The 25,153-nt window shown below is 61.2% G+C and carries 25 protein-coding genes; 10 read left to right on the top strand and 15 right to left on the bottom strand.

What is annotated here, in order from left to right; genetic code table 11:
• Positions 1-180: 180 nt before the first annotated feature.
• The 3 genes from ABIE33_RS12665 (at position 181) to ABIE33_RS12655 (ending at position 1,344) form a co-directional block, all read left to right on the top strand.
• Positions 181-381, top strand: a complete 201-nt coding sequence (locus ABIE33_RS12665; RefSeq protein WP_429125353.1) for a hypothetical protein — start codon at positions 181-183, stop codon at positions 379-381.
• Positions 382-594: 213 nt separating this feature from the next.
• On the top strand, positions 595-879 hold the full coding sequence (locus ABIE33_RS12660; RefSeq protein WP_429125351.1) for a hypothetical protein: 285 nt from the start codon (positions 595-597) through the stop codon (positions 877-879).
• A 66-nt stretch (positions 880-945) separates the two neighbouring features.
• Entirely contained in the window at positions 946-1,344 is a 399-nt protein-coding gene (locus ABIE33_RS12655; protein ID WP_429125349.1) for a hypothetical protein, read from the top strand.
• 142 nt (positions 1,345-1,486) lie between these two features.
• On the opposite strand, the gene ABIE33_RS12650 is transcribed toward ABIE33_RS12655, so the two are convergent.
• The gene (locus ABIE33_RS12650; RefSeq protein WP_025427573.1) at positions 1,487-1,696 is read right to left on the bottom strand and encodes a cold-shock protein; all 210 of its coding nucleotides are present in this window, start codon (positions 1,694-1,696) and stop codon (positions 1,487-1,489) included.
• Positions 1,697-2,232: 536 nt separating this feature from the next.
• Here ABIE33_RS12650 and blaOXA point away from each other — a divergent pair.
• A complete protein-coding gene (gene blaOXA / locus ABIE33_RS12645; protein ID WP_429125347.1) occupies positions 2,233-3,039 on the top strand; it encodes a class D beta-lactamase in 807 nt (268 codons plus the stop codon).
• Positions 3,040-3,241: 202 nt separating this feature from the next.
• On the opposite strand, the gene ABIE33_RS12640 is transcribed toward blaOXA, so the two are convergent.
• Positions 3,242-3,442, bottom strand: a complete 201-nt coding sequence (locus tag ABIE33_RS12640) for a hypothetical protein (RefSeq protein ID WP_429125346.1) — start codon at positions 3,440-3,442, stop codon at positions 3,242-3,244.
• Between the two features lie 516 nt (positions 3,443-3,958).
• Positions 3,959-4,315 (bottom strand): winged helix-turn-helix transcriptional regulator, encoded by a 357-nt coding sequence (locus ABIE33_RS12635; RefSeq protein WP_429125344.1) that lies wholly within the window; start codon positions 4,313-4,315, stop codon positions 3,959-3,961.
• 53 nt (positions 4,316-4,368) lie between these two features.
• Between ABIE33_RS12635 and ABIE33_RS12630 the strand changes: the two genes are divergently transcribed.
• Entirely contained in the window at positions 4,369-5,337 is a 969-nt protein-coding gene (locus tag ABIE33_RS12630; RefSeq protein ID WP_429125342.1) for an NAD(P)-dependent oxidoreductase, read from the top strand.
• Positions 5,338-5,599: 262 nt separating this feature from the next.
• Here the strand turns inward: ABIE33_RS12630 and ABIE33_RS12625 are convergent, their stop codons facing one another.
• From ABIE33_RS12625 to ABIE33_RS12615, 3 genes are all read right to left on the bottom strand, one after another.
• The gene (locus tag ABIE33_RS12625) at positions 5,600-5,932 is read right to left on the bottom strand and encodes a hypothetical protein (RefSeq protein ID WP_429125340.1); all 333 of its coding nucleotides are present in this window, start codon (positions 5,930-5,932) and stop codon (positions 5,600-5,602) included.
• Between the two features lie 238 nt (positions 5,933-6,170).
• On the bottom strand, positions 6,171-7,229 hold the full coding sequence (locus ABIE33_RS12620; RefSeq protein WP_429125338.1) for an MBL fold metallo-hydrolase: 1,059 nt from the start codon (positions 7,227-7,229) through the stop codon (positions 6,171-6,173).
• 157 nt (positions 7,230-7,386) lie between these two features.
• Positions 7,387-8,046 carry a peroxiredoxin gene (locus tag ABIE33_RS12615; protein ID WP_173420465.1) on the bottom strand — a complete coding sequence of 220 codons (660 nt, stop codon included), beginning with the start codon at positions 8,044-8,046 and terminating at the stop codon, positions 7,387-7,389.
• Between the two features lie 260 nt (positions 8,047-8,306).
• Between ABIE33_RS12615 and ABIE33_RS12610 the strand changes: the two genes are divergently transcribed.
• Positions 8,307-10,097 carry an adenylate/guanylate cyclase domain-containing protein gene (locus ABIE33_RS12610; protein WP_429125336.1) on the top strand — a complete coding sequence of 597 codons (1,791 nt, stop codon included), beginning with the start codon at positions 8,307-8,309 and terminating at the stop codon, positions 10,095-10,097.
• A gap of 107 nt (positions 10,098-10,204) precedes the next feature.
• Here the strand turns inward: ABIE33_RS12610 and ABIE33_RS12605 are convergent, their stop codons facing one another.
• The 5 genes from ABIE33_RS12605 to ABIE33_RS12585 form a co-directional block, all read right to left on the bottom strand.
• The gene (locus tag ABIE33_RS12605; RefSeq protein WP_429125335.1) at positions 10,205-11,332 is read right to left on the bottom strand and encodes a hypothetical protein; all 1,128 of its coding nucleotides are present in this window, start codon (positions 11,330-11,332) and stop codon (positions 10,205-10,207) included.
• Complete coding sequence (locus tag ABIE33_RS12600; protein ID WP_429125333.1) at positions 11,332-11,853, bottom strand: DUF4365 domain-containing protein; 522 nt, start codon at positions 11,851-11,853, stop codon at positions 11,332-11,334. The genes ABIE33_RS12605 and ABIE33_RS12600 overlap by 1 nt, the downstream gene beginning before the upstream one ends.
• Before the next feature lie 398 nt (positions 11,854-12,251).
• Entirely contained in the window at positions 12,252-13,211 is a 960-nt protein-coding gene (locus ABIE33_RS12595) for an MYG1 family protein (protein ID WP_429125558.1), read from the bottom strand.
• Between the two features lie 312 nt (positions 13,212-13,523).
• The gene (locus ABIE33_RS12590) at positions 13,524-14,486 is read right to left on the bottom strand and encodes a bifunctional helix-turn-helix transcriptional regulator/GNAT family N-acetyltransferase (RefSeq protein ID WP_429125331.1); all 963 of its coding nucleotides are present in this window, start codon (positions 14,484-14,486) and stop codon (positions 13,524-13,526) included.
• 82 nt (positions 14,487-14,568) lie between these two features.
• Complete coding sequence (locus tag ABIE33_RS12585; protein ID WP_429125329.1) at positions 14,569-15,201, bottom strand: LysE family translocator; 633 nt, start codon at positions 15,199-15,201, stop codon at positions 14,569-14,571.
• A gap of 379 nt (positions 15,202-15,580) precedes the next feature.
• Between ABIE33_RS12585 and ABIE33_RS12580 the strand changes: the two genes are divergently transcribed.
• Positions 15,581-17,752 (top strand): P-loop NTPase fold protein, encoded by a 2,172-nt coding sequence (locus tag ABIE33_RS12580; protein WP_429125327.1) that lies wholly within the window; start codon positions 15,581-15,583, stop codon positions 17,750-17,752.
• A 509-nt stretch (positions 17,753-18,261) separates the two neighbouring features.
• The gene (locus ABIE33_RS12575) at positions 18,262-18,507 is read left to right on the top strand and encodes a helix-turn-helix domain-containing protein (RefSeq protein WP_429125325.1); all 246 of its coding nucleotides are present in this window, start codon (positions 18,262-18,264) and stop codon (positions 18,505-18,507) included.
• A 313-nt stretch (positions 18,508-18,820) separates the two neighbouring features.
• Here the strand turns inward: ABIE33_RS12575 and ABIE33_RS12570 are convergent, their stop codons facing one another.
• From ABIE33_RS12570 to ABIE33_RS12555, 4 genes are all read right to left on the bottom strand, one after another.
• On the bottom strand, positions 18,821-19,108 hold the full coding sequence (locus tag ABIE33_RS12570; RefSeq protein ID WP_429125556.1) for an NUDIX domain-containing protein: 288 nt from the start codon (positions 19,106-19,108) through the stop codon (positions 18,821-18,823).
• Positions 19,109-19,475: 367 nt separating this feature from the next.
• Complete coding sequence (gene ilvC / locus ABIE33_RS12565) at positions 19,476-20,495, bottom strand: ketol-acid reductoisomerase (RefSeq protein WP_077505830.1); 1,020 nt, start codon at positions 20,493-20,495, stop codon at positions 19,476-19,478.
• Positions 20,496-20,743: 248 nt separating this feature from the next.
• A complete protein-coding gene (locus tag ABIE33_RS12560; RefSeq protein ID WP_429125323.1) occupies positions 20,744-21,391 on the bottom strand; it encodes a TetR/AcrR family transcriptional regulator C-terminal domain-containing protein in 648 nt (215 codons plus the stop codon).
• Between the two features lie 131 nt (positions 21,392-21,522).
• Positions 21,523-22,410 carry a LysR family transcriptional regulator gene (locus ABIE33_RS12555; protein WP_429125321.1) on the bottom strand — a complete coding sequence of 296 codons (888 nt, stop codon included), beginning with the start codon at positions 22,408-22,410 and terminating at the stop codon, positions 21,523-21,525.
• 160 nt (positions 22,411-22,570) lie between these two features.
• Here ABIE33_RS12555 and ABIE33_RS12550 point away from each other — a divergent pair, with 160 nt between their 5' ends.
• On the top strand, positions 22,571-23,467 hold the full coding sequence (locus ABIE33_RS12550; RefSeq protein ID WP_429125319.1) for a DMT family transporter: 897 nt from the start codon (positions 22,571-22,573) through the stop codon (positions 23,465-23,467).
• Positions 23,468-23,812: 345 nt separating this feature from the next.
• Complete coding sequence (locus ABIE33_RS12545; RefSeq protein ID WP_429125317.1) at positions 23,813-25,138, top strand: efflux RND transporter periplasmic adaptor subunit; 1,326 nt, start codon at positions 23,813-23,815, stop codon at positions 25,136-25,138.
• Positions 25,139-25,153 lie beyond the last annotated feature (15 nt).

Here is a 25,153-nt window from a genome sequence, read left to right as displayed (position 1 = left end):
GACGCGCAAAGGTCGCTGTAGCACTTTGAATTGCTGCATGTTTTTATCCTTAAATCGGCGACGATTTAAGGAAACATGCCGTAGAGCGTTTCAGAAACGCTCTATCGTTTTGTTCTTGCGCATTTCAGACGGAAAACCGCGTCGCACTTTTCCTGGAAATGCCCTGCTAGAGGAATTGCCATGACCTATTACGGAAAACTGAGACAGCTGCTCCAGTGGAAGGGCGCTCCCGCCATGGAGCCCATCACCAAGCCGCCCACCCGAAAACCCTCTGTCCGCAAGCCGAAATCCATGTCGGACGGCGAGCAGAAGAGCGTGAACGAGAGCACTGTCAAATTGCGGCGCGGCCGCGAGACGTTGGAGCGGCACCGCCTGTTGTGACCCCACAACGGGATGTGATCTGAACACGCGCCACGAACAGCAAACGCACAAGTCGGCAGGCGGGCCTCCGGTGGTTCTGCCTACCGAACCGGCGCTTCAATCAATCCGGCCAACGCGTCGAAGGAATTCTGACGACCGGTTGCACTTTCGCGGCTCCGGCGCAGCTCAACTGACGAAGCGACGGGCCGCGATCGTCGCAGCCCAGACAGGGACTTGGACATCCTCAACCGGCGGCTTGCAGACACGAGCGGCCTGAGAAAGATACACATGCACGGGTTACCCGCAGATATGATTGCCGCACTGACCGACGCGGAGATCGACATGCTCCGTCGCGTCTTCGAGGCCGTCTGCATCGAATACGACATCCCGCGGGAAGGAGCCCGGGCCGAACATCTCGCGCGATTTCTGATGGCGGCGTTTAGCGGGCCGCTTTCAACCGAGAAATCCCTGCTGGCCGCAGCCCATTCCTTCTACCTTCGCCACATCGCCGAGCCGTGAGCGCCTGTCGCGCCCAACCAGGCAGTCACAAAGCCGTCGCGCCTTCCCGCAACCGGAGAAAAGTTCATGCGTAGCATCCTCCTGGGGCTTGCCCTGGCGCTGTTCGGCATGTCACCAGCCCTGTCGGCCTGCAACGACGATCTGCTGATAATCTCGAAATGGTCGATAAAGCCGATCGACAGCCACATGAACGAGCTGTCCTTTACCGTCCGCTCCAGCGCCGGAAAAGGCATCCGGATGCTCGATGCGCAATTGCGCTTTACCGACACTCTGGGCGCCACGATCGGCCCCCTGGTCATCGATCGGGATGTCACTATCCCCGCCCTCGGCAGCTTCACCGACACACGGGTCTGGGGGCCCTTCACCATCGAGCGGCTGCTGAAGGTCAATGCAGAAGACATCACCGCCCACACATGCGTGCACGCGGTCGTCTATGATGATGGCTCCAAGGAATCATTTGAATAGTGCGGCGCCGGCCTCTGCAACAAGGGTGTCGGCTGAAAAGCGCGCAAAGAAAAAGGCCGGGGAATCCCGACCTTCTCAATATCGTCTCAATGGCCAGTGCCAGTACATCCGTGGTCAAAGACCAGAGACGAAATATCGGTGATTACGCAGCAGACAGGTTGTCGGCAGCGCTCTTGCCCGAACGTGCATCGCGAACGATGTCGAAACGGACCTTCTGGCCTTCTACGAGCGAGCTCATGCCGGCGCGTTCGACAGCAGAAGCGTGCACGAAAACATCGGTTGCGCCGTCGTCCGGAGCGATGAAGCCAAAACCCTTGGTGGTGTTGAAGAACTTTACGGTTCCAGTATTCATAAGAAATTCCTTTCAATCAAAAAGTTTGCCGCCCGGCTATGGGCCGGACTCGGCAGTAAGATCGATTTTGATAGGAAAGGTCAGCTTGAACGCCGGTTGGCGAGAAAACAAAGCTCAGCAAGCAAGATCGATGGCAGACCCTTTACAGGCACATTGTGTTCTTAGCAAGGACCGAAATCGACTGTGGAAATACGTATGGCATCCTTACGCCATTCCGACGGCATAATTCCGTTCTCGCTCCTCGGCCATGACTTTCAATGTCGGCTGCCCCTCCGGCCGCTACGCTACAGCGCCGCGCGTCTTATTAGACGCGCAAAGGTCGCTGTAGGACTTTGAACTGCTGCATGTTCTTATCCTTAAATCGAATACGATTTAAGGAAACATGCAGTAGCAAGTTCTGGGCACCGGAGACGAGTTTGATCCCGGAATACTCAAGGCCCAATTTTCCTCATGCCTCGCCCCAATATTCGCCCTTTGTCGCCGCGATCGAACCCTTGCTATCACCCGGCCGAATTTGCAGTGCAAGGGAAACAGCCATGAACCTCCGCCTCCTCGCCGCCGGCATGCTGCTGGCGATATCCACGGTCTCGACGGCCGAGGCTCGCACGATCTGCACCCTGATCGCCGATGCCGCAGGCGAAGGCACCGTGCTGCAGCAAGGCGATTGCGACAGCCGCGTCACCCCGGCATCGACCTTCAAGGTGGCGCTCAGCCTGATGGGCTATGACAGCGGCTATCTCAAGAACGAGCACGAGCCGACGCTTGCCTTCCAAAAGGGTTATGTCGATTGGGGCGGTGACAACTGGAAGCAGCCGACCGACGCCGTTCGCTGGATGAAATATTCCGTCGTCTGGTTTTCCCAGCAGATGACGAAATCGCTCGGCGAAAAGACGCTGCACGACTACGCCACCAGGTTCGGCTACGGCAACGCCGACTTTTCCGGCGACCCCGGCAAGAACAACGGGCTTGAGCGCGCCTGGATCGCCTCGTCGCTGAAGATCTCGCCGCGCGAACAGGTCGCTTTCCTGAAAAAGCTCGTCAACCGCCAGCTTCCCGTCAGCGCCCATGCCACCGACATGACGCTCAAGGTGGTGGAAGAGCGTCAGATCTCCGGCGGCTGGACCGTGCACGGCAAGACCGGCGCCGCCTTCCCGCGCCGGGCCGATGGCAGCTTTGACCAGGCGCGCGGCTGGGGCTGGTTCGTCGGCTGGGCGCAAAAGGACGACAGGACCTTCGTCTTTGCCCGCCTGATCCAGGACGACAGGAAAGAGCCCGGAACGCCCGGCGTGCGCGCCCGCGATGCATTTCTCGGCGAACTTCCGGCGCTGCTTGCCGGCAGATAGCGCTACTTGATGGTGCAGATACCGTTGGCGCCGCCCTTGCCGGTATAGGACACGGCAGGCGAGCCATCCGGGTTGACGCTGAGCGAAATCGTCACGCCGGCGCCATTACAGCGCCGCGCGTCAAATATGACGCGCTAGGGGCGCTATAACACTTTAAATCTGCTGCATAATCTTCTCCTTAAATCGAATCCGATTTAAGGAATTATGCAGTGGCTTCGAAGTAGTTGTCGTTGAACTTCTTCAGCTTGCCTTCCTTGCCGTTGATATAGATCGGCCCGCCTTCGTCGGCGTGGACTTCGATGTTACCCGGGCAGGAAGCATTGACCTGCGGAATGCCGGCCACGGCCTCGCCGGCCAGAGCGAATGCAGCGATTGCCGCAGCAACACGCAGGCACGTCTTCATGACACCCTCCTTGGGAACCATCGTCGACAGCACCGGGGCAGAAACCCGGCGGCCGGATCGTGGCAGCATGAGAATGGGTGTCAAGCAAGAATGCAACCATAGCAAGGCGTTGGCTTGCGTCCCATTGCCGCCGACGCGACGTCATCGACGTCATGCTTGCTTCGTTCGGCATCTGCCTGGGGAAGCGACATGCAGCGGCTTTCAAGCGCCTCAACGCCTGCTGGCCCTGATCTGCCGCGACGCCACGGCGCAAACGAGAAAAGACCCGCCGCGGTCAGCACGCGACGGGTCTTTGGCAGATGCGGATCACCAACGGGGAGGCTCGTTGGGATCACGTGAACCACCTGACTGGGAGGCGATCAGCTGGTTCGCATTGCTCTTGGCAAAGGTCATTGCCTTGCATGTGTTGGATATTAGCTGACGTTGTGGGCCGCAGGTGTTCCCAAGGTAACAGGCCCGCGAAAATCATCGGAGGCGGCGAGGCACGCCCTGGCCTCTCAGCCGCACACCATCGCCTCACGCAACCACGGCATCGTCGACCACTGCCGAAGAACCGTCGTTGTGTCGACCGCCCTCCTCCCCCCAGCGGCAAAGGGCGGCGGCCGCGACTTTGAGCGCCGCGCCGCGCTCGGTCAGCGAGTAGACGACCTTTGCGGGCAGCGACGAATAAACAGTGCGATCGACCAGTCCATCCGCCTCGAGCTCGCGCAGTTGCTGGGCCAGCATCTTTTCGCTGATCGCCGGAATGGACTGGCGCAGGCGGCCAAAACGACGCGACGCTTTTCCGAGCTCGCAGAGGATATCGACCTTCCACTTGCCCTCGATCGCCTTGAGCGCGACGGCAAAGCCGCAATTTTCCATGGTCGGGTTCACGATATCCTCCTTAACCCCGGGGCACTTACCCCAGCGTAACCACTTACCGGCCGGTGCGTATTGCTCGCTCCGGGCGCCACCATACCTCTGGCCAGCGACGGCAACGAAGAGCGTCGCGCCAATGGATATGGAGATTTGCAATGAAGCCTTCAATCAGTGTTTTGGGAACGGGACGCATGGGATCGGCGCTGGCGCGCGCCCTGCTCCGGGCCGGGTATCGCACCACGGTCTGGAACAGGACAAAGGAGAAAGCCGAACCGCTGGCCGCACTCGGCGCCACCGTTGCGCCAACCGTCCGCCAGGCGATCGACGCGGCCGAGATCGTCATCGTCAATGTCAGCGACTATGCCGCCACCGCAGCGCTGCTGCGCGCGGGCGACGTTGCGCCCGGCTTGCGCGGCAAGCTGATCGTCGAGCTGACGTCGGGGACGCCTGAGGGCGCGCGCGAAACCAGCCAATGGGTCGCAGCCCAGGGCGCCCGTTACATCGATGGTGCCATCTTGGCGACGCCCGATTTCATCGGCACCGATGCGGGCACGATCCTGCTCTCGGGCGCGCTTGCCCCCTTCACGGCCAACGAAAATGTGTTTCGCGCACTCGGCGGCAATGTCCAGCACATCGGCTCCGACGAGGGGCTGGCCAACGCGCTGGACAGCGCCGTGCTCGCGCTGATGTGGGGCGCACTCTTCGGCGGCCTGCACGCGATCGCCGTCAGCAAGGCCGAAGACATCGACCTTGGTGAACTGGGGCGTCAATGGAAGGCGACCGCGCCTGTGATCGAAGGGCTGGTCGCCGACCTGATCAAGCGGACCGGTGCCGGGCGCTTTGCCAGCGACGCGGAAACGCTGTCGTCGATCTCGCCCCACTACGGCGCTTTCCAGCACCTCAAAGAACTGATGGAGGCGCGCAGCATCGATCGGACCGTCGTCGACGGCTATGACGCGATCTTCCGCCGGGCGATTGCATCGGGCCATCTGCATGATGACTTTGCCGCCCTCTCCCAGTTCACGGGGAAGGCGTAGCGCCCTCGAGCGAACGAGGAACGCCACATCTATTCCTGGGCTGGTCGCCGTTCCGAGCTGGCAACGGTTCAACAGCCAAGTCTCTGCCGCGCCAAAAGTCGCCGGCAGATTGCACCGACCTTCTTCGCCCGCGCCGACGCGCGGGCGATCCCTTCGGCAACCACAGGGCTGAGGGATGGAGAGACTGTTGACGGAAAATAGTTCCGTGGCGTGGTCTGCCCTTGCCAGCAGGAAAAACACCGGCAACAAGCGGTAGAGCCCCCTAGCCCGCAGTCGAAACCGCTTCTGTGACGATGCCCTTGGACACCACGCAACGCCAGGGAACATTTTTCGGCCCGACGCCGACCATCACGACCGTACTCGCCCCGGACGGTTGGGAGCTCAGCACCGACACCGTGCTTTTCGCCTGCCGGCCGACCATGGCGAGGCACGCCATCTCGTCGGTCTTGTCGCCGCCCTCGACTGCACCGGCGCTTGGCTGCGCGGTCACGGGTACCGGTGCCGGTGCCGGCTGTTCGAGCGCGTCGCTCTTTGAGCAGGCAGCAAGGCCCGGCGCGATGAGTGCCACGGAAATGATCGTCAAAAGCTTATGCATCGGGCCGTTGTCCTCCTCTTGGCTCGAAACCGGAGCAACGTCAAGCTGACACTGCTCCGGCAGTCGGGGACGGCACGGAAAAACAAAAACAGCCGGCCGCGATCGCCCCCTCCGGTCGATGCTCCGGTCTTGCCGTAAAAGTTCCCTCTTGCCCCACCCCTTCCGGCTCCCGCATCCTTAAATCGGATCCGATTTAAGGAGTTATGCAGCAAGTTTAGAGCGTTACAGCGTCCTTGCGTCATATCTGACGCACGGCGCTGTCGCGCACCAGCGGCCCGTTCGCCTTTTTCCAGGCATCGATGCCGCCCTCGATATGGCAGGCGCTGATCAGTCCGGCGGCTTGCGCCGCCTCGACCGCCATCGCCGAGCGTTCGCCGAAGGCGCAATAAAAGACGATGCGCTTGCCGGTCGCAAGCGCCAGTTCGTGCAACATGCCGCCGGCACCGATGTTTTCCCGCAATTCCGGATAGGGCGCATGCAGCGCGCCGGGAATGGCGCCGTGTTTTTCACGCTCCGCCTTTTCGCGCAGGTCGACGATCGCGACATCCGGGCGTCCTCTGAGCGCCAGGGCTTCGACCGCCGAAACCGCCCAGCCTTTAGCGGCGATCTCGTCCTGATGCAGGCCGACATGGATGTTGGCCGGCACCGCCACGTCCATCATCTTCGGGTTCGGCAGGTTGAGATTGTTCATCAGCTCGACATATTCGTCGACCGATTGCACCTTGAGGCGCGGGTTGAAGCGCTTTTCCTCGCCGATGGTCGAGACCGTGTCGCCCTTGTAGTCGTGGGCCGGATAGACCAGCGTGTCCTCGGGCAGCTTCAACAGCTTGTTGAAGATGGAATCATATTGCTGGCGCGGGTCGCCGTTCTGGAAATCCGTGCGCCCGGTGCCTCGGATGAGCAGCGTGTCGCCGGTAAACACCCGCCCACCCGTCAGGAACGAATAGCTGTCGTCCGTATGGCCGGGCGTGTAGAGCACATCGAGGCTGAGGCCCTCGATCGAAACGCGATCCCCTTCCGCCACCCGCATCGAGACCACATCGGCCATCGTCTGCTCGCCCATGACGGTGATACAATGGGTGCGGTCGCGCAGCGCCCCGAGCCCGGTGATGTGGTCGGCATGCAGATGCGTATCGACCGCCTTGACCAGTTTCAGGTCAAGCTCGCGCACCAGCTGCAGGTAGCGGTCGACCTTTTCGAGCACCGGGTCGATGATCAGCGCCTCACCGCCCTGCCGGCTGGCAATGAGGTAGGTATAGGTTCCCGAGGTGCTGTCGAAGAGTTGACGAAAAATCATCGGCTTCTCCCTTGCACGAACCTGCAGCATCCTGCGGGGCATATCGAGCCCGCAGGATGCTGTGACACTTGAAAGAACGCCTGCATGATCTCCCTGAAACCGGCTCCGATTTAAGGCGTCATGCAGTGTCAGGGGCGCGGCAAGCCGCCCCCTGAAATTACTTCGGCTGCGGCACGATCCGGATATAGGGCTTTGGCGCGCGCCAGCCTTCCGGGTACTTCTGCTTGGCTTCCTCGTCGCTGACCGAGCCGGCGATGATCACGTCTTCGCCGTTCTTCCAGTTCACCGGCGTCGCCACCTTGTGCTTGGCCGTCAGCTGCAGCGAGTCGATCACCCGCAGCACTTCGTCGAAGTTGCGGCCCGTGGTCATCGGGTAGATCAGGATCAGCTTGACCTTCTTGTCCGGCCCGACGACGAAGACGTTGCGCACGGTCTGGTTATCGGCGGCGGTGCGCTGCGTCGGGTCGCCCGATACCGGCGCCGGCAGCATGCCGTAGAGCTTCGACACGTTGTAGTCGACGTCGGCGATCATCGGAAAGTTCGGCTCAGCGCCTTGCGTTTCCGCGATGTCGCTGACCCAGCCGGCATGGCGGTCGAGCGGATCGACAGAAAGCCCGATGATCTTTACCCCGCGACGGTCGAATTCCGGCTTGATCTTGGCCATGTAGCCGAGTTCGGTGGTGCAAACCGGCGTGAAATCCTTCGGATGCGAGAACAGGACGGCCCAGGAATCGCCGATCCAGTCGTGGAACTGGATCTTGCCTTCCGTGGTTTCAGCCTGGAAATCCGGTGCGATGTCGTTGATAGCAAGTGTCACGATAGACCCCATCGTTTGAATGATATGCTGACCTCAGCCAGACAAGGCAGGGAGTGTGCCACTTTTGGGGCGATAGGCAACTTCTAAAGAAGAAGTAGAGAGACCAGAGGCGGCCGCCTTGGCGCTGTGGTAATCTGGCGTCATACCAACCTGAACTAATATTGACCGATTGCGTGGTCCGGTTGCGATTTTCTCCTTGCCGGAAACCAAAATCGCTCCGGCTATCAGTGCAGGCTGGTATCAGGTCGGAGCTGGCGTCCATGAGTGATACGCGAAAAATTGCGGCCATCCTTGTCGCCGACGTGGTCGGCTACAGCCGGCTCGCCGGCCTCGACGAGGAGCGTATCCTGGCGCGGCTGCGCACCCTTCGCAGCGACCTGATCGACCCCACCATCGCCGTCTACAACGGCCGCATCGTCAAGCGCACCGGCGATGGCAGCATCATCGAGTTTCGCAGCGTCGTCGATGCCGTGCGCTGTGCCATCGAGGTCCAGAGCGCCATGCAGGAGCGCAATGCCGGCGTGCCCGAGGATCGGCGCATCGAGTTCAGCATCGGCATCCACCTCGGCGATGTCGTCGAGGAAAGCGATGGCGACCTGATGGGCGACGGCGTCAACATCGCCTCGCGGCTGGAGGGCATCGCCCGCCCCGGTGCGATCTGCCTTTCCGAGGATGCCTATCGCCAGGTGAAGGCGCGCCTGGACCTGGCGGTGACCGACCTCGGCGCCACGCAGCTGAAGAACATCGTCGAGCCGATCCGGGTCTACGCGCTGGAGATCGGCCTTGCCCGCAAAGCCGATGGCCCGGCGCCGGCCCCATCGTCGGCAAAACCGCACCCGCCGCCGCCGGCCGCGTACGGCCTGCCGGAAAAGCCCTCCATCGCCGTGCTCGCCTTCGACAATATGAGCGGCGATACCGAACAGGCGTATTTTTCCGACGGCATCAGCGAGGACATCATCACCGATCTCTCCCGGCTGTCGGAGTTGCATGTCATCGCCCGCAACTCGTCCTTCGTCTACAAGAACGCCGCCGTCTCCGTTCCGGATGTCGCCAAGGCGCTCGGCGTGCGCTACGTGCTCGAAGGCAGCGTGCGCAAGGCGGGAAATCGCGTGCGCGTCACCGCGCAATTGATCGACGCCAACGATGGCGGCCATGTCTGGGCCAATCGCTTCGACCGCGATCTCACCGATATTTTTGCCGTTCAGGACGAACTGACCCGGGAGATCGTCGCGGCGCTGAAGATCCAGCTCACCGGCAGCGACCAGAGCCCGCTCGCCGGCCGCCGCCCGGTCGACGTCAAGGCCTACGAGCTGCTTTTGCGCGGTCGCGAGCAGGCGTCCGTGCACACGCGGCTCGCCAACGCCGCCGGGCGCAGCCTCGCCGAAGCCGCAATCGCCATCGATCCCGACTATGCCGCCGCCCATGCGCTCATCGCCTTCACCCACGTGCTCGACTATATCAACGACTGGAGCGCCGATCCCGAGCAGTCGCTTCGCACCGGCCGCACGCTTGCCGAACAGGCAGTCGTGATGGCAGACGACCAGCCCGACTGCCGCTGCGCACTCAGCGTCGCCTGCATGTGGATGAGAGAGCTCGACCGGGCGCGGGACGAGGCGCATCTGGGGCTGGCGCTCGCACCCAATTCGGTGCAACTGCATATGGCGCTCGCCCATGCGCTGATCTTTTCCGGCGAGCCGAAGGCAGCACTCGGCGAACTCGACATCTCCATGCGGCTCGACCCGCTTTATCCCGAAGTGCTTTTGCAGTTCCTCGCCGACGCCCACTTTTCGCTCGGCAATTACGAAACCGCGATCCTGGCGATCGAGGCCCGGCTGATGCGCAACCCGCACTCCGAAACCGCCTTCGCCCTGCTCGCCTCCTGCCACGGCCATCTCGGTCGGCCGGACCAAAGCCGCCAGGCCTGGAACCGCGCGCTCGAACTCAACCCCAATTTCTCCATCGATCGCCGCCGCCGCGTCCTGCCCTTCCGCAATCCGGACGATTTCGAACGCCGGGTGGAGGGGCTGCGCAAGGCGGGGTTGGTGGATTGAGGTGTACCTCCAACTATGTGCCGCAACCAAGCAACGAGCATCTAACTGACGAAGGCTTATCCCCCGTAAACAAATAGCCGAGCCGAAACCGCCATTGCCAGGATCGCTCAGCTCACTATCTTAAACGTCTCAATTGGATCGAGCCGCCAATTTCTCCCCACTTTGCTCACAATACCGGTTGCCAAAACAGCGTGACCATTCTTATGAGCTTCCAGCGCGTCGAGATAAGCTTCAGGAGAGAGTGCAACTCTAACCTGTACCAACTGGTTTTCCTCATTGACCCAGCTAACTTCGATCTCTCGGCGGGACTTGTCCTCGATCAGATCTGCGGGGTTACCTTCAGTTTCCAGTCGCTTGATCCGGCCAAACACTTGAGCATGTCTTGGTGGATCGTCGACTCGGAGTGCTTTTGCAGCGTCCTTAAGAATATCGAGCTGTTGAAAGTGCATTGAGAATTTAGTTGGTAGCGGCGAAACCCGCGGCCTCCATTCGGGAGAGAAAGATATCTGCATGTCAATCCTTGAAACGCCGATGTCTTCGATGATGGAGATAATCGCCTCACACATGTTCGCACTGAGGCCTTGGCCCTCAGCCACGATCAAGTTGGGATTTCCTTGCAGCGCAGCTTGAGATAGCGAGGACAGTCCTCTTGAAATGCGTTCAACGACTAATCGTCCAAAGGGAACCTCTTCATCTATTCCCTCAAAACTTGGTGCATCGTTTAAGCCAACCGGAGACTCAATGTGAAAGCCAAAACTTCCTCGGAAGGTGTGACCGAAGCGGCATCTTTCAGAGTACTCCACCGCCTCCTTTCGCAACCGTTTATAAAAACGTTCCCCATTCAACTCCGTCGTCGCAGACGCCGCGAGGAATACTCTCATACGGTCGAGGTACTCAGAAGCAATACGTAGTTCTATTGAGTCGTTTCGAACATATTCGTCCGGAATTTTGCTCGAGATAATGTCACAAGATAGCGCCCGTATCTCACTGGCAAGCGTTTCTACGCTTCTCTCATAATATTGCGAGATGGTGGTCAGAGCAAAAGCGAGATCACGATCTTGCGATTTTGTATCGAAGCTGAGGAAAATCTCAATCGGATTCGCGGCTCCCTCCTCCGGCAGCCAGATGCGCCGAAGATTGCTTCGAAGTTGATCAAGTTGCCATCCATTACTGGTTAGGTAACGTGCGACTAGGCGTGGGTCGAGGCCGAACTGGCTGGCGTCGTCGTGCGGCATCACGCAGCCCCCTGCAGTTTTCTTGCACGCTCGTTAGCGAGAAGCTCGGTCAATGTAACGGCAGTTAAGACATTCGCACGAGGTATCAATATCCTCCGCGTGGAGTTTTCATTTGGAACAGGATCTCCAGCCAGAGTTATGTAGTAACAGCATCGCCGTAACGTCAAGAAATCTTCGGTGAATTCTGCCCATTGCTCTTGCTCAGGGGGCACGCATAGCAACAACAAAACGACACCAATTCCGTCCGGGTCGCGAGTAACAAGGTCGTTGTACGTCTTTGACTTGATATCATACACAACGTTTTCGTCTTGATGCTGCCAGTTAATGGTGCACTTCAACTGGTAGTCCAGAGGAAACCCATTTTCGATTCTGCGGTTCCCGCGGACTACAACAGGTCTGAATGTTCCATCAATGCCGTAATCAAAAGCGCGCTCACCTGAGCAATTGATGCCAGCAGAGCCCGCGACCGCATGGATGTAAGCACGACTTAGGCTTTCCTGTGTGTGTTGGATCGTGATCATTGAACGTTTACAACTCCCCCAAGCAACGCCACCAGAGCGCAACTTGATTGATACTTCGATAACAACGATCGCGGTGAGAATTCAATACCAAGTATTGGTTGCAGGCCCTGATCATCTTGTAACTGACGAAACCTGCGCCGGACCCAAAAGTTGCCGCGGGAAGGTAGCCCAAGAGAGAAGACGACGATGAGGTTCGAGATAAATTGTTTGATTACACAGAGACCTCTAGCGCCAACTGGAGCCGCCGCTTGGCTCTCTTCCTGACACTTCTTGGTTCATCGCTAGCCAAGGTGAACGAGCGATCAAGCGTACAAGGTCATTGCCGAAGCAATGGATGATCTCCTCGACGAGCGAGAATTGGGCACGCTTGTAGGGCCGTGAAAGCCAATCTCGACTGTTCACGCCACCTGAGCCGCCACCGCCGCCTGCCCCTGCCCCACGGCAACAGCCTCCACCACCGCCAGTTCCGCCATCGCCAGCGCCGCCTCGCGGGTTTTGGCGGCGGCGATGAAGCGGCCGTTGTGGCAGAAGGTGGCGCCCGCAACGCCGCAGGCGGCCTCGAGGTCGCCGTTGGTGAGGCCGGCCCAGGCGGCCGGCAGGTCGGCGCGCAGCTCAAAACCCTCGTCGGCGCGGCGGATGCCGGTCAGGCACCAGTCCTTGTCGCGCGGATGGACGACGAACTGCAGGTGGTCGGCACCCGCCTTGACGATGGCGGGGCGGAACGGCATTCCCATCGGCAGCTCCAGCACGCGGCCTTCGCCGGTCTCGACGATCGCCTGATGCACGACAGCCTCGGCCCGCAGCTTTGCGGCGCTACGCCCGACGCTCGCCTCGACGAAACTGCGGGCGATGGCAAGCGCTGCATGGAAGGCACGATCATCGGCATCCGGGTCAGTCTCGTCGAAAACGGGTTTTAAGGTTTCCAAGAGCGCCGGCAGCGTCAGCCCGGCGAGCGGCCCGGCAACGGAGGGGCTCAGCGCGCCGTTGTCCACCAGATCCACCGGCAGTACGAAGCTCCTGTCGAACGAGGCGTGCACCGCCTCGAGATGCGCTTCGGGGACGCCGGAGGCAACGAGATAGTCGCGGCCATAATGCTTCCAGATCAGGCCGAACGAGCTATAGGGCTGGCCGTCTTCGCGCAGCGGCGCGCCGCGCTGGTGGTGATCGAAGATCTGCGCTGCGGCGTCATAGGCGCCGCCGACGTCGTAGATGATGCGGTCCGCGCCCGGCGTGATCCACTCCGGCGCCCGGCTGCGCATGATCTTTGCCTGCGGGAACAGCCGGGTCAGGATGACGCTCGACATGAGCTCATCGGCATGGAAGCCACCGGAATGGGTGACGAGGAAATCTGGGGTCATGCCGGGATGCGCCTTGTGGTTTTCTGAGGGGTCGTTTGCTGAGGGCACCAGATAGCCCTTGCCCGGCGCCATCTCAACCCACCCATCGCTTATTCCGGTATGTTCGCCCTCATCGCTACGGCCCGGGTTTCGACGGAGGCACTCTCGTTTCCAGCCCGGAGTATCAACCGGCGCTCCGATCCGCAGAAAGCCGCCGTGAGCGGATAGGCGGCCGCCTGCCCCGAACGGACCTGCCGCCGAGCGCCGCCGCCGCGCCCGCCATGCGGGTTGATGAATGGGAACCGTGCGGCGCCAACGGACGGCGTATGCCGCCTATCGGTCGCCGGCCGCTTTCCGTTTCACCCCTTGCCCAAGGTCGAGCGACCAGGTCTGGCCCACCAGGTCCTTGCCGAAGGAGTGGTGCGGCGCTTCCTCGATAAGCGTGAAGCCGGCCCGCTCGTATATGCGGCGGGCCGAGGTCAGCACGCTGTTGGTCCACAGCACCAGCGTGTGATAGCCGACGGAGCGGGCACGCTCGATGCAGGCAGCAACCAGTGCCGCTCCGACGCCGCGGCCGCGCGCATCCGGCTCCACATAGAGCAGCCGCAGCTTGGCGAAGCCGGGCTTGTCGCCGGCCACGAGAAAGATCGAGCCGACGATGCGGCCGTCGATCTCGGCAATCCAGGCTGCCTCGCGAGCCGGATCAAAGGATTTTACGAAATCCGCAAGGATGCCCGCAGCCAGCGCCTCATACTCCTGGTTCCAGCCATATTCCTCGACATAGAGAACGGTCTGGCGATGGATGATCCAGCCGAGATCGCCCGGCTTCAGATCGCGCAGCAGCAACTCCCCTCCGGCCCGTTGCCCAAGGACCTCGCTGACAACGCCGGTGGCCGCGATCAGCCGCTTGCGCTCGGTCGAGGGCAAAGTACCCAGAAGCGCGCCGATGGCTTCGCGGGTGTTTTGCTCCAGGGCTGCGAAGGTCGTGCGCCCGGCCGGTGTGAGCGAGATCGGCTGGCGGCGACCACCTTCCGGATGGTCCGACTTTTCGACCAGTCCACGGTCGGCAAACCGCTTCAACGTCCGGCTCAGCTGCGCGCGGTCGACTTGAAGCGTCCGCATCAGGTCGGCTGCCGTCGGCTCTTGCCCGTGGGCAAGCTCGTAGAGGATACGGGCTTCGGTGAGCGTGAACGGGCTCTGGTCGAGATGGGCGTTCAAGAGGCCCAGACGGTTGGTATAGAGACGGTTGAAAGCGCGCAGCGCCGCCACATCAGGGTGATCGTTGGTGAGTGCCATGGGGATGATCCAGCCTAAGTTGACTCAATCAACAATGATTTGTTGATTGAGTCAACATGAAATGGCAGCCAGCTGGGACGTATTAGTTCCTGGCCCCGAGCGCCAGCCGGCAGGCCAGTCCGGCAAAGACGGTGGCGAGCAGATATTGCGGCAGCTTCCTGAAACGGGCGGGTGCCGAGAGCCGGCTGCGGATCCGGCCGCCGAGCAGGATCACCGCGCCATTGACCAGAAAGCCGATGCCGTTCAGCACCGTTGCCAGAACCAGCGTCTGCACGATCATCGCGCCGTTTTCGGGCCGGATGAACTGCGGAAACAGTGCCAGCACGAACAGTGCCATCTTCGGGTTGAGCAGGTTGGTCAACAGGCCCTCGCCAAAGATCCGCCAGAGCGACAGCCGTTTCAGCGAAGAGGACGGGGAAAAGTCGATCGCCTGCGAGCGCAGGGTCTTCCATGCAAGGTAGAGCAGATAGGCGCAGCCGGCCCAGCGCACGATCTCATAGGCGATCGGCACGGTGGCGATAAGGTGCGACAGTCCGAGGGCGGCGGCAAGCGCATGGCAATAGGTGCCGAGCGCGATGCCGGCATAGGTGAGGAAGCCCGCCCCCTGCCCCTGGCTGACGCTGCGTGAAGCGATCAGCAGCATATCGGGACCGGGTGTGGCAGTCAGCACCAGCGATGCAGCGGCGAAAAGTACAAGTGTGGAGAAATCCGGCATGACATCTTCCTTTGAGGTGGCCGGAATTTCGGTTTAACCGGATTCGTGGGGATGGCAAGGCCATAAGACACCGCGAGCCCATGTGGCGCTCCGCCGCGCAACGAGCAGTCTGCGAATCGCCGCGCAAGGGCGATCCGGATCAGTCCGGTAGCACCGGCACTTGCCGCCTACGCCCATTGTTCAAATTGCGGCGAAGGGATGAATACGGCAAGGATTGGCTGCCCGATCGATGGCGCCGTCCTCGCTGCCGCGGCGAGCGGAGACAACGCCCGAACGAACAGGGTCTGCCGCAGGCGGGAAAGTCTCCATCGACCGCGTCGCGGAAGCGCAAGCGAGCTGCCGCATCTCCTCAACACGCGTCGCGAACTGGAGCGTCGCCATGAACATCAGCCAGGACCGTCCCCCGACAGGGCGAGACGAATGCCGAGCAAAGGACAGATTCGAGCTCGAAAGCTTCGTTCAGTCCGTCCGACGGCAGCTTGTTGACGAAGACGGAAAGTCGACGGGGATGGTCGTCGGCCTGACGGGGCCGTGGGGCAGCGGCAAGACCTATGTGATCAACTGGATCGAGGCCGAGATCCACGCCCTCAAGACCGAGAATACCACTAGCCGAAACTTCATCATCCTTCGGTTTGACCCCTGGCGGATCAGCGGCCGCGACGACCTCTTCCTCTATTTCCTCAGGCGGCTGGGTGAAGAAATCACCGAGGACACGTTGGCCAAGAGCAACACCGGGAGGTCGACGAAGGAAGGCGTCAACTGGCTCCGCAAACGGTGGGAAGACTACAAGGAGGAACGCGACAAGGTGAAAGACATCACCATACAGGCGCTGGACATGCAGGAATCCGGAGCTGGCCAGATCCTCAAGGTTTTGATGGGACAGACCGCGGAGGGACTTTTCAAGTCGGTCATGAAGCGGCTGCAGAACAAAAATCTGCATGTCGTTTGCATCGTCGACGACCTCGACAGGCTGGAAGACGACGAAATTCGGGACGTGGCGGCCCTGGTCAAGTCCGTCGGCAATATCCCGAATGTCTCCTATCTCCTGGCCTACGATCCTGAACGGGTTGCCCTGGCATTGAGCGGCGACGTCAGCATCAAGGCCGGGCTGCAGTATCTCGAGAAAATCGTCCAGTTACAGGTTCGCCTGCCTGCCTCCCCTGCCGAGTTGATGCGCACCTATGCGTACGAAGCTCTGGGGATGACGCCGGAAACGCCCTGGCACGACGTGCCGTGGTCCGACGTGCAGCGCGTCATGCACGATCTCGTGCCGCGCATCATTTCCACGCCCCGCGACGTCGTCAGGCTACGCAATCTGGTTCTGTTCCGGCTTCTGCATGCGGAAAACCTGTACAAGATGGACCTCCTGCGCTTCTGCGCGCTCGAAACCAGGTTCCCGCTTCTGCCCGAGCGCCTCTCCAAGTGCCTGCATCGCTGCAGCATCGATGGTTATCGCGAACTGATGAGGAGGCCGGAGATCGTGGTCGAAGACAGCGGCAACGTGCTCGATTTCCTTCTGGTGAGCGACCCGGAAGCCGAGCATACGAACCAGCAGCACCCCGAGGAACGGGCGCTCCTGACGCAACTGCTTCCGGCCCTTGCGCCTGGCGGGCCGGACAGGATCGCGCGCGCGGCAGGACGCCTGTGCTACGAAAGCTCGCTTCGAACCGTGCTGAACTACCACCCGTCGCCCGATCTGTTGACGCCGGATCAAGCAAAGGCGCTGCTTTCGAGCCCCGAGAACCTCGCCGAAACGCTCCGGTCAGCAGCAGGAAAACAGGTTCTGCGCCACGCGCACCTGCAGCTCAGGACCGTCTATCACCTAGGCATTTCCCGAGCGAGCCGCCAGGAATTCTGGCGGCAACTCTCCATCCATTTCGACGCCGACGTCCCTGTTCCCGCCATGACGAGCTGGTCGCAATTTCTTGATCTCTCCCATGTGTGGGCCCGCGGCGTGGCAACCGGCTATATCAGGGACGAGAGCGTCGTCGCCGACCATATCGACCAGTGGCTGGACGACGGCTACCTGCATCTGCCGGCCTGTTTCCTCTACTTTGCTTGCGCCGCTCTCGGGTGCACCGGCATTCCGAGAAAGGGCGAGTTTTCACACCTGCTGCCGGAAGACGAGTTGTTGAAGATCGTGGCCCGTGCAGCCGCATGCGTACCTGATCTGCTTCGGCCGCAGTCCGGCGAAGGCAAGGTCGTCAAGAGCCTTTACCCCATCTGGCTTGCGGCGCGGTCCAATCAGGGTCTTGAAAGGACGCGCGATATCCTTTCGAACCCGCGCGATGAAAGGCAGACCGACCTGATTGTCGGGCTCGTCTACCGGACCTGGAACGACAAGAGGATCCATGGCTTCGACATCAGCAAGGTAATCGCCGTTCCGAGCCTTCTGCCAAGCATAAGGCGTTTCTTTCAAAACGACTCCAAGAAGCCGTTCCAGATGCAGAAGGCCTATCGATTTGTGCTCGACAACATCGACGGTCTGGGCCGCACCAACCCAAGTGTGAGCGCCGGCCCGCCGGTCACGGAGAATGAAAAAACGCCGTAGGGTGCAGGCGCTGCGATCAGCGCCTGCACCTCTCGAACGGTGCGCCAACCGAGGCCGCAGTTTTCCACCCAGCGGACGCCCTCGAGCCCGCCATTCGACCGCGACGAACACGATGTGATGGAGCTTCTCGGCCACGCCCTTGCCTGCGACCCCGATATCACCGGCGTCTACAGCGCCAACGCTGCCCAAAAGACAGGAACCAGCCGGACTGCGGTGGAATTTTCACCCGCTAAGCACGCTCATTTCAGCTTTTTTTTCGCCTCGCCCCTGTCGCCCCAGGCCCCATATCATAAGGTTTACAAACGATTTTTCAGGCCGGCGGACGCATGCATTCCGGCGGAGGTAGCGGCTCTATCCACTCAAAAATTCGCTGGCCAACTTGCCTTGACGGTCGCGCTGACTATATTAGCGATGCCTGAACGCCACTCATTGTTCGAGTCGCACGATATTTTCGGGCCCCCTTCACCCGACAAAACTCCTTGCCGGTGGACGAACGAAGGAGACACTTCATGTCCTTTAAGAAAAATCTGAATAAGGCTACCGACGCTACTGTTTCACGCGTCAGCATCGGAGCCGCTGTAAAGCGTTCGCGTGAATCCCACGGCTACACTGTCGATGAAATGTCGGTCACCACGGGCCTGACGGAAACGGAAATCTCCAAGGTCGAACTTGGCGCCGATACCGACCCCGTCAAGCTCCAGCGCATCGCCGCTGCCTTGCAAATCTCGCCTACCACCTTCACCGCCACACAATAACGGCGGTGCCGGGCATCGTGCCCAGTTCAGGCATCGTGCCCAAGTCGGGCGCATTGCCCACCCAGAAATGCGGACTAGAAGTTTCATTCTCTTGCAGCAAGGCGAAACCGCCGCTGCTTCAAGCCGAGAGTCTGAACTGAAATCCGGCCTTCAGGCCATTGGCTCAAAAGGGAAAGCCGGGGTTTTGCCCCGGCTTCCTTCGTTTTTGGAGGGCCTGTCCCGGCGTCGGCATCGCCAGCAGAGTCTGCATCGCCGCGCGTCAAATGGACGTCCTCAATTCGCATCGACGGACCGAAACGACGTCGGTTGAAGACTACGAGAAAAGCGCCGAAGCAGGGTATGGCAATGCGAGCGGCGGCATCTCATCACGCGCGAAATATCGAAGCGATCTTGTCTCGTTGTCTGTCCACGAGCCAAGGTCTTCAACAACCTCGCACCTGAACAATGTGACGATGTATTCGACCTGATCGCCATTCGGGTAGGTGTAGCGAAACGCGCGCCCGCCGAAGACGCCGAGAACCGAGGTCGGAGTAACCGTCAGGCCGGTCTCCTCCATCACCTCTCGAATGACGGCCTCCTGCGGCGTTTCGCCGGGCTCGATCGCGCCGGCAGGCAGGCTCCACCCCTGCCCGAAGATTTCTCCTGGAGCAGCAGCTTGCCTGCGTGATCATGAATGACGGCGGCGACGGAGGGAAGCAGGAGCAAGCGGTTTCCGATCAAACCGCGCAGCTCCGTCAGATACGATCTCATCGGGCTCATCAAGGCGCTTTCCTTGGCGTTGAAAGCCAATGTTGAATGTCGGGAAGGAACTAGGCAAGAGCGTTCATGAGGCCTGGCCGCGTTCCTCTGATCTTCGAGGCAAGTTCCTGTCACAGGATGGCGTGGCCCATAACTCCGATAGCCTTAAGACAAAAAAGAAAAGCCGGGGTTTTCGCCCCGGCTTTTCCTAAATTCTTGATCGCTAAAACTTAGTTCTTCGCCTTGTCGACCAGCTTGTTCTTGCCGATCCACGGCATCATGCCGCGCAGCTTGGCGCCGACTTCTTCGATCTGGTGGTTGTCGTTGACGCGGCGGATGCCCTTGAAGCGGGCAGCACCCGACTTGTATTCCTGCATCCATTCCGAGGTGAACTTGCCGGTCTGGATGTCGGTGAGAACGCGCTTCATCTCGGCCTTGGTTTCTGCCGTGATGATCCGCGGGCCGGTGACGTATTCGCCCCACTCTGCCGTGTTCGAGATCGAGTAGTTCATGTTGGCGATGCCGCCTTCATAGATCAGGTCGACGATCAGCTTCACTTCGTGCAGGCACTCGAAATAGGCCATTTCCGGCGCGTAGCCGCCTTCGACCAGCGTTTCGAAGCCGGCGCGGATGAGCTCGACGAGACCGCCGCAGAGAACGGCCTGTTCGCCGAAGAGGTCGGTTTCGCACTCTTCCTTGAAGTTGGTTTCGATGATGCCCGAACGGCCGCCGCCGACGCCGCAGGCGTAGGAGAGCGCGAGGTCAAGGGCGTTGCCCGAAGCGTCCTGGTGGACGGCAACGAGGCAGGGAACGCCGCCGCCCTTCTGGTATTCGCCGCGAACCGTGTGGCCCGGGCCCTTCGGTGCGATCATGACGACGTCGAGCGTCGCCTTCGGCTCGATCAGGCCGAAGTGAACGTTGAGGCCGTGTGCAAATGCGATGGCAGCGCCGTCGCGGATGTTGCCGGCGATGTCGGCCTTGTAGATTTCGGCCTGCAGTTCGTCCGGCGTTGCCATCATGATCAGGTCGGCCCACTTGGCAGCTTCGGCGACCGAGAGAACCGAAAGGCCATCGGCCTCGACTTTGGCAGCCGTTGCCGAACCCGGCTTCAGCGCGACGCGGATTTCCTTGGCGCCAGAATCCTTCAGGTTCAGCGCGTGGGCGCGGCCCTGGCTGCCGTAGCCGACGATGGCGACCTTCTTGGACTTGATGAGGTTGATGTCGGCATCACGATCGTAATAGACGCGCATTTGAATGGTCCTTCCCGTTGATATCAGTTGTATTTCCGCTGCCGGCGCTTGAACCGGGATCGATCCAGGCACTTTGCAGCAATTCCGTGTTCTGCAGAAACCGTCCCGCTTCCCGCCGCACAGTCCTGCAATTCCAGTCCTGCAGCGACCTATGAGCGTTTTCGACGCTCGGCGCTGCAAATTCAGTGCTGCAGCGACCTATGCGCGTCTTTCGACGCACGGCGCTGCAGGCGGAGATCTCCCCGCCGTTAAACTCTCCTGCCGTAGAGCGTGAGGAAAGCGCTGACCGCCTGCTCCGCCTTGCGGCCGAAACCCTTCTTCATCTCGCCGGCCTCTTCGCCGAGCAGCATCTTCAGGTGCCAGTCGGAAACGACCAGCCCGTAAAGCGCGCCATAGGCCTCGTCGGCGTCGTCGAATGCCAGCAGCCCCGCCTTGCGGCCGGCCTCGAGCAGTGCGGCGGCCCGCCGCCCGATCTGCCGGCGGCCGCGCTCCTGCAGCATGTGGCCGAGCTTGGAGCCTTCACGGCTTGCCTGGCCGATCGCCAGCCGGTTCAGCGCCAGCGACACGTCGCCCGAGAGAACCTCGAGCAGATCCTTGGCAAACACGACCAGATGCCGGCTCAGGCTCTCGGCGTCGAGCGCGCTTGCGGCCACATCCTGCGTGCGAACCTTGCTCGCCTGAAAGCCGATCATCGCCGACAACAGCCCGTCGCGATCGCCGAACCACTTGTAGAGGCTTTCCTTCGAACAGTTGGCAGCCCGCGCAACACCGGCCGTCGTCAGCGCCTTCTCGCCGCCATCGACCAGCAGACGCAACGCCTCTTCGAGAACGACGCCCTGACGCTCGGTCAGGCCGCTCCCGGCATTCGCCTCTCTTGTCGCAGCAACGCTTTGCACCTGGCTCCACCCATTTCAGTACCGTACGGTACGGTTCGCATTCTTCTAGTGAAGCGCACCTGAGGCGTCAAGGCGATTTTGACGGATGGCGGAAATTTTAGCGAGGATGGCACGGGCAGACATAACCATCATCAGCCAGCGAGCGCCAAGCCTCCTTGGCGGCCAACGTCCCTCTCGATTTCGCGAACCAGGCTGTCGAGAGCTGGATTTCTCGATTTGCGGGCGCGTCTCACGACATAGGCCAGGGATGGTGGCGGCGGCAGGCGGTCGGTCATGATCTGCATCTCGCCACGGATATGGCGGTCACTCAACAACGCCACGCCCATGGCCGCGTTGACGGCCGAGACGATCCCCGCGGCACTCGAGCATTCGAAGACGGTTTCGAGGACCGCATCGTCCTGGCCGATGTCGAGCGCCCACTGGCGGTAGAAGCACTCGTCGTCGAACGACAGGAACGGGATCGGGCCGTCCTGTGGCAGCGCCAGATCCGGATGCTTTACCCAGTGAAGGTCCTCACGGTACAGCACGACATCGGCGGGACGCACCTCGTGGCTGAAGACCTGGACGATTGCGGCATCGAGCTCGCCACGCTCGAGCATGGCGCGCAGGACGAGGCTCATGCGCACCTTGGTGCGGACCGAGACATTTGGATGCAGACGCCGAAACCGCCCCAGAATGCGGGCGAGGTCAGTGCACGCCGTATCTTCGGTAAGGCCGAGGGCAAGCCTGCCCGCGAGCGGGGTCTTCGACAGGCTGAGCAGGGCCTCGTCGTGCAGCCCGAGGATACGGCTGGCGTAGTCGAGCAGGTCTTCTCCCGCATCGGTGAACATCGGACCCGCCGACTTCCGGCCGAGCAGCTCGCAGTCGAGGCTGACTTCCAGTCTTTTGATCTTGTGGCTGACGGCAGACTGCGAGAGGCCCAGGGCATTGGCCGCGCGGGTAATGCCACCATGTTGGCGGATCGCGGAGAGCGCACGCAATGCGTCGATCTCGAGGCGGCGACTGTTGAGCTCGTTCAAGGCCATCTCCGTTCCAATCTCCCAAGGAAAGAGCTTATCACGAACGACACCGATCATGACACTGATTTGCGAAATGTCATGCATCCATCGAAATTTGTCATGTGCGCGTTTCGTGCGATCCGCCTATTGCTTGATCGTATTCCTCGCACCAGAGCCCTTGATGACCGACATCTCCCTCCCCTCCACCACCTCGAACCGCCACCCTCTCCTATGGCCATTCCTCGCCACCCTCCTGATCATCGGATGGAGTTCGGGCTTTGTCGGTATCCGGTATGCAAACCAGGAGGCGAGCGTCATGCTTCTCCTGTTCTGGCGGACGCTGCTTTCGGGACTGATCCTTCTGCCTTTCGCCTTGGCCATCGGGCCGAGCATGTCCATGCGTGCGGTCAGAGATCAGGCCCTGTTTGGCATCATGGCCGTGTTCCTGTATCTGGGCGGCTTCGCGCTGGCGATCGAGCAGAAAGTGCCTACGGGGCTGGTCGCGCTCATCGCCGACCTGTTGCCGCTGGCGATCGCAGCACTTTCGCAACCCGTCCTTGGCGAACGGCTGACCCGGCGGCAATGGCTGGGCACCGCGATTGCCGTCATCGGCGTTTTGATCGTGTCCTTCGACAGCCTCAGTTTCGGTACGGCCCCCGTCTGGGCCTACGGGCTGACCGTCGGTTCGATGCTGATATTCGCCGTCGCCTCGGTTCTGCACAGGCGACGCAAGACGCAAGCCATGCCTGTCCATCAGAGCCTGTGCATCCAGACACTGATGGGTTCGGTTCTCTTCGGCCTTTGCGCGTTGACGCAAGGCAGCCTTGCGCCACCGATGACCCGTGATTTTGCGGTCGGGATGATCTGGCTCGTTCTGATCGCAACGTTCCTCGCCTACGCCGTCTACTACACCAGCCTGCGTCTCTTCCCCGTGGCCAAGGTCAGCGCGGCGATCTACCTCAGCCCACCCGTGACGATGCTGTGGGCCTGGATGCTGTTTTCAGAGCCTCTGACAGGCGCGATGTTCGCAGGGTTGTCTGTGACTCTGGTCGGCGTATGGATGACTTCACGCGGCTGAGTGCTTGCAGACTCCGGTGTCCGCAATGGGCGATCGGCGGCCGTTGGTTACGTTTGCGACGCAATACCACGCTCAAGACGCTTGAGGCCCAGCGTTTGCGTCCTTCATCCGGCCTGCCGGCATCTGCTCCCTGCAAACAGCGAGAGGGACGACTGCTGCAGGGTTTTCACCAGGTCATCGCGAGCTGGGCCGCGGGGAATACTCCGCCCTCCGCAGCCAAAACATTACAATAATATAATGATCTCAATGCTTCCCGGTCGGGCCGTTTGTGCCTATTTGCTGCTAGGATGAATCGCGGCCATGACAGTGGCGCTGGCAAGGCCAGGTATGGGGCCGGGTATGGGCATGAACAAGACAGGCAAGACGGCACGCACCGAAACCACCGCACGCGAGGAAGCGACGCCCAACGTCACCTTCATTCCCGGTGCCGCCCCTGTCCGGCGCAAGCGCCGCACGCGCACCTGGCTGTGGATCCCCGTCGTTCTCGCCGTCGTCGGCGCCGGTTATTACGGCTGGGCGCGCTACGCGACGAACCCGACCACCGCTGCCATGGTCACCCAGGTCGTCGCACGCGGCGATATCGAAAACAGCGTGACCGCCGTCGGCACCCTCGACGCGGTCAAGTCGGTAGACGCCGGCGCCCAGGTCTCCGGCCAGCTGAAGGCGCTGCATGTCGATATCGGCGACAAGGTCGAGCAGAACCAGCTCGTCGCCGAAATCGACCCCGCCACCATCGAAAACAGAATCGAGATCGACCAGGCCGAGCTCGCCAATCTCCAGGCGCAGCTCGTGTCGAAGAAGGCCCAGCTCGTGCTGAAGCAGGCCAATATCGATCGCCAGCGCAATCTGGTCGCCGCCAACAGCATCGCGCAGTCGACGCTCGACCAGGCGATCGCCGATCTCGCCGCCGCCGAGGCCGACGTCAACGCCATCGAAGCGCAGATCCGCAAGCAGCAGGCGACGCTTGCCGGCGACAAGGTCGATCTCGGCTACACCAAGATCTTCGCGCCGATGGCCGGCACCATCGTTGCCAACCCGGCCAAGGAAGGCCAGACGCTGAACGCCAACCAGACGACGCCGACCATCGTCACCGTCGCCGATCTGTCGACCATGACCGTCAAGGCACAGGTGTCGGAGGCCGATGTCGGCAAGCTCAAGGTCGGCATGGACGCCTATTTCACCCTGCTCGGCCAGCCGGGAAAACGTTTCGAGGGCAAGCTGCGCCAGACCCAGCCGATGCCGGACACGGAAAACAACGTCGTGCTCTATTACGCGCTCTTCGACGTTCCGAACCCGGACGGCGAATTGATGATGTCGATGAGCGCCCAGGTGTTCTTCCTGCAATCGTCAGCCAAGGACGTGCTGATCGTGCCGAGCGCGGCGCTGCACATGACGGACGGACAAGGCACCGGCCAGCGTTCCGGCCAGGGCGCCGGCAAGCGCACTGATAACGCGGATGCTGCCGGCGGCAAGGCCGAAGTCACCGTGGTCACGCCCTCGGGCACGCTTGAAACCCGCGCTGTCGAGGTCGGCATCCGCAACCGCGTCAACGTCGAGATCAGGAGCGGCCTCAGCGAAGGCGACACCGTCGTCGTCGCCACCGGCTCCGATACCCCGGCGGCGGGCAGCCGCGGCAGCCAGCGCGGCATGCGCATGCCGCCGATGTTCTGAGGACAATTTAGAGAT

This window comes from Ensifer sp. 4252 (genome assembly GCF_050434565.1).
GTDB lineage: Bacteria > Pseudomonadota > Alphaproteobacteria > Rhizobiales > Rhizobiaceae > Ensifer.
Note: the sequence above shows the minus strand (reverse complement) of the source record. Positions and strands in the feature narration are given on the sequence as shown.

Excerpts from the sequence above, each read along its gene's own strand:
- ABIE33_RS12665 (WP_429125353.1), top strand. The coding sequence starts at position 181 with ATGACCTATTACGGAAAACTGAGACAGCTGCTCCAGTGGAAGGGCGCT.
- ABIE33_RS12655 (WP_429125349.1), top strand. The coding sequence starts at position 946 with ATGCGTAGCATCCTCCTGGGGCTTGCCCTGGCGCTGTTCGGCATGTCA.
- ABIE33_RS12650 (WP_025427573.1), bottom strand. The coding sequence starts at position 1,696 with ATGAATACTGGAACCGTAAAGTTCTTCAACACCACCAAGGGTTTTGGC.
- blaOXA (WP_429125347.1), top strand. The coding sequence starts at position 2,233 with ATGAACCTCCGCCTCCTCGCCGCCGGCATGCTGCTGGCGATATCCACG.
- ABIE33_RS12640 (WP_429125346.1), bottom strand. The coding sequence starts at position 3,442 with ATGAAGACGTGCCTGCGTGTTGCTGCGGCAATCGCTGCATTCGCTCTG.
- ABIE33_RS12625 (WP_429125340.1), bottom strand. The coding sequence starts at position 5,932 with ATGCATAAGCTTTTGACGATCATTTCCGTGGCACTCATCGCGCCGGGC.
- ABIE33_RS12620 (WP_429125338.1), bottom strand. The coding sequence starts at position 7,229 with ATGATTTTTCGTCAACTCTTCGACAGCACCTCGGGAACCTATACCTAC.
- ABIE33_RS12610 (WP_429125336.1), top strand. The coding sequence starts at position 8,307 with ATGAGTGATACGCGAAAAATTGCGGCCATCCTTGTCGCCGACGTGGTC.
- ABIE33_RS12605 (WP_429125335.1), bottom strand. The coding sequence starts at position 11,332 with ATGCCGCACGACGACGCCAGCCAGTTCGGCCTCGACCCACGCCTAGTC.
- ABIE33_RS12600 (WP_429125333.1), bottom strand. The coding sequence starts at position 11,853 with ATGATCACGATCCAACACACACAGGAAAGCCTAAGTCGTGCTTACATC.
- ABIE33_RS12595 (WP_429125558.1), bottom strand. The coding sequence starts at position 13,211 with ATGACCCCAGATTTCCTCGTCACCCATTCCGGTGGCTTCCATGCCGAT.
- ABIE33_RS12590 (WP_429125331.1), bottom strand. The coding sequence starts at position 14,486 with ATGGCACTCACCAACGATCACCCTGATGTGGCGGCGCTGCGCGCTTTC.
- ABIE33_RS12585 (WP_429125329.1), bottom strand. The coding sequence starts at position 15,201 with ATGCCGGATTTCTCCACACTTGTACTTTTCGCCGCTGCATCGCTGGTG.
- ABIE33_RS12580 (WP_429125327.1), top strand. The coding sequence starts at position 15,581 with ATGAACATCAGCCAGGACCGTCCCCCGACAGGGCGAGACGAATGCCGA.
- ABIE33_RS12575 (WP_429125325.1), top strand. The coding sequence starts at position 18,262 with ATGTCCTTTAAGAAAAATCTGAATAAGGCTACCGACGCTACTGTTTCA.
- ilvC (WP_077505830.1), bottom strand. The coding sequence starts at position 20,495 with ATGCGCGTCTATTACGATCGTGATGCCGACATCAACCTCATCAAGTCC.
- ABIE33_RS12550 (WP_429125319.1), top strand. The coding sequence starts at position 22,571 with ATGACCGACATCTCCCTCCCCTCCACCACCTCGAACCGCCACCCTCTC.
- ABIE33_RS12545 (WP_429125317.1), top strand. The coding sequence starts at position 23,813 with ATGAACAAGACAGGCAAGACGGCACGCACCGAAACCACCGCACGCGAG.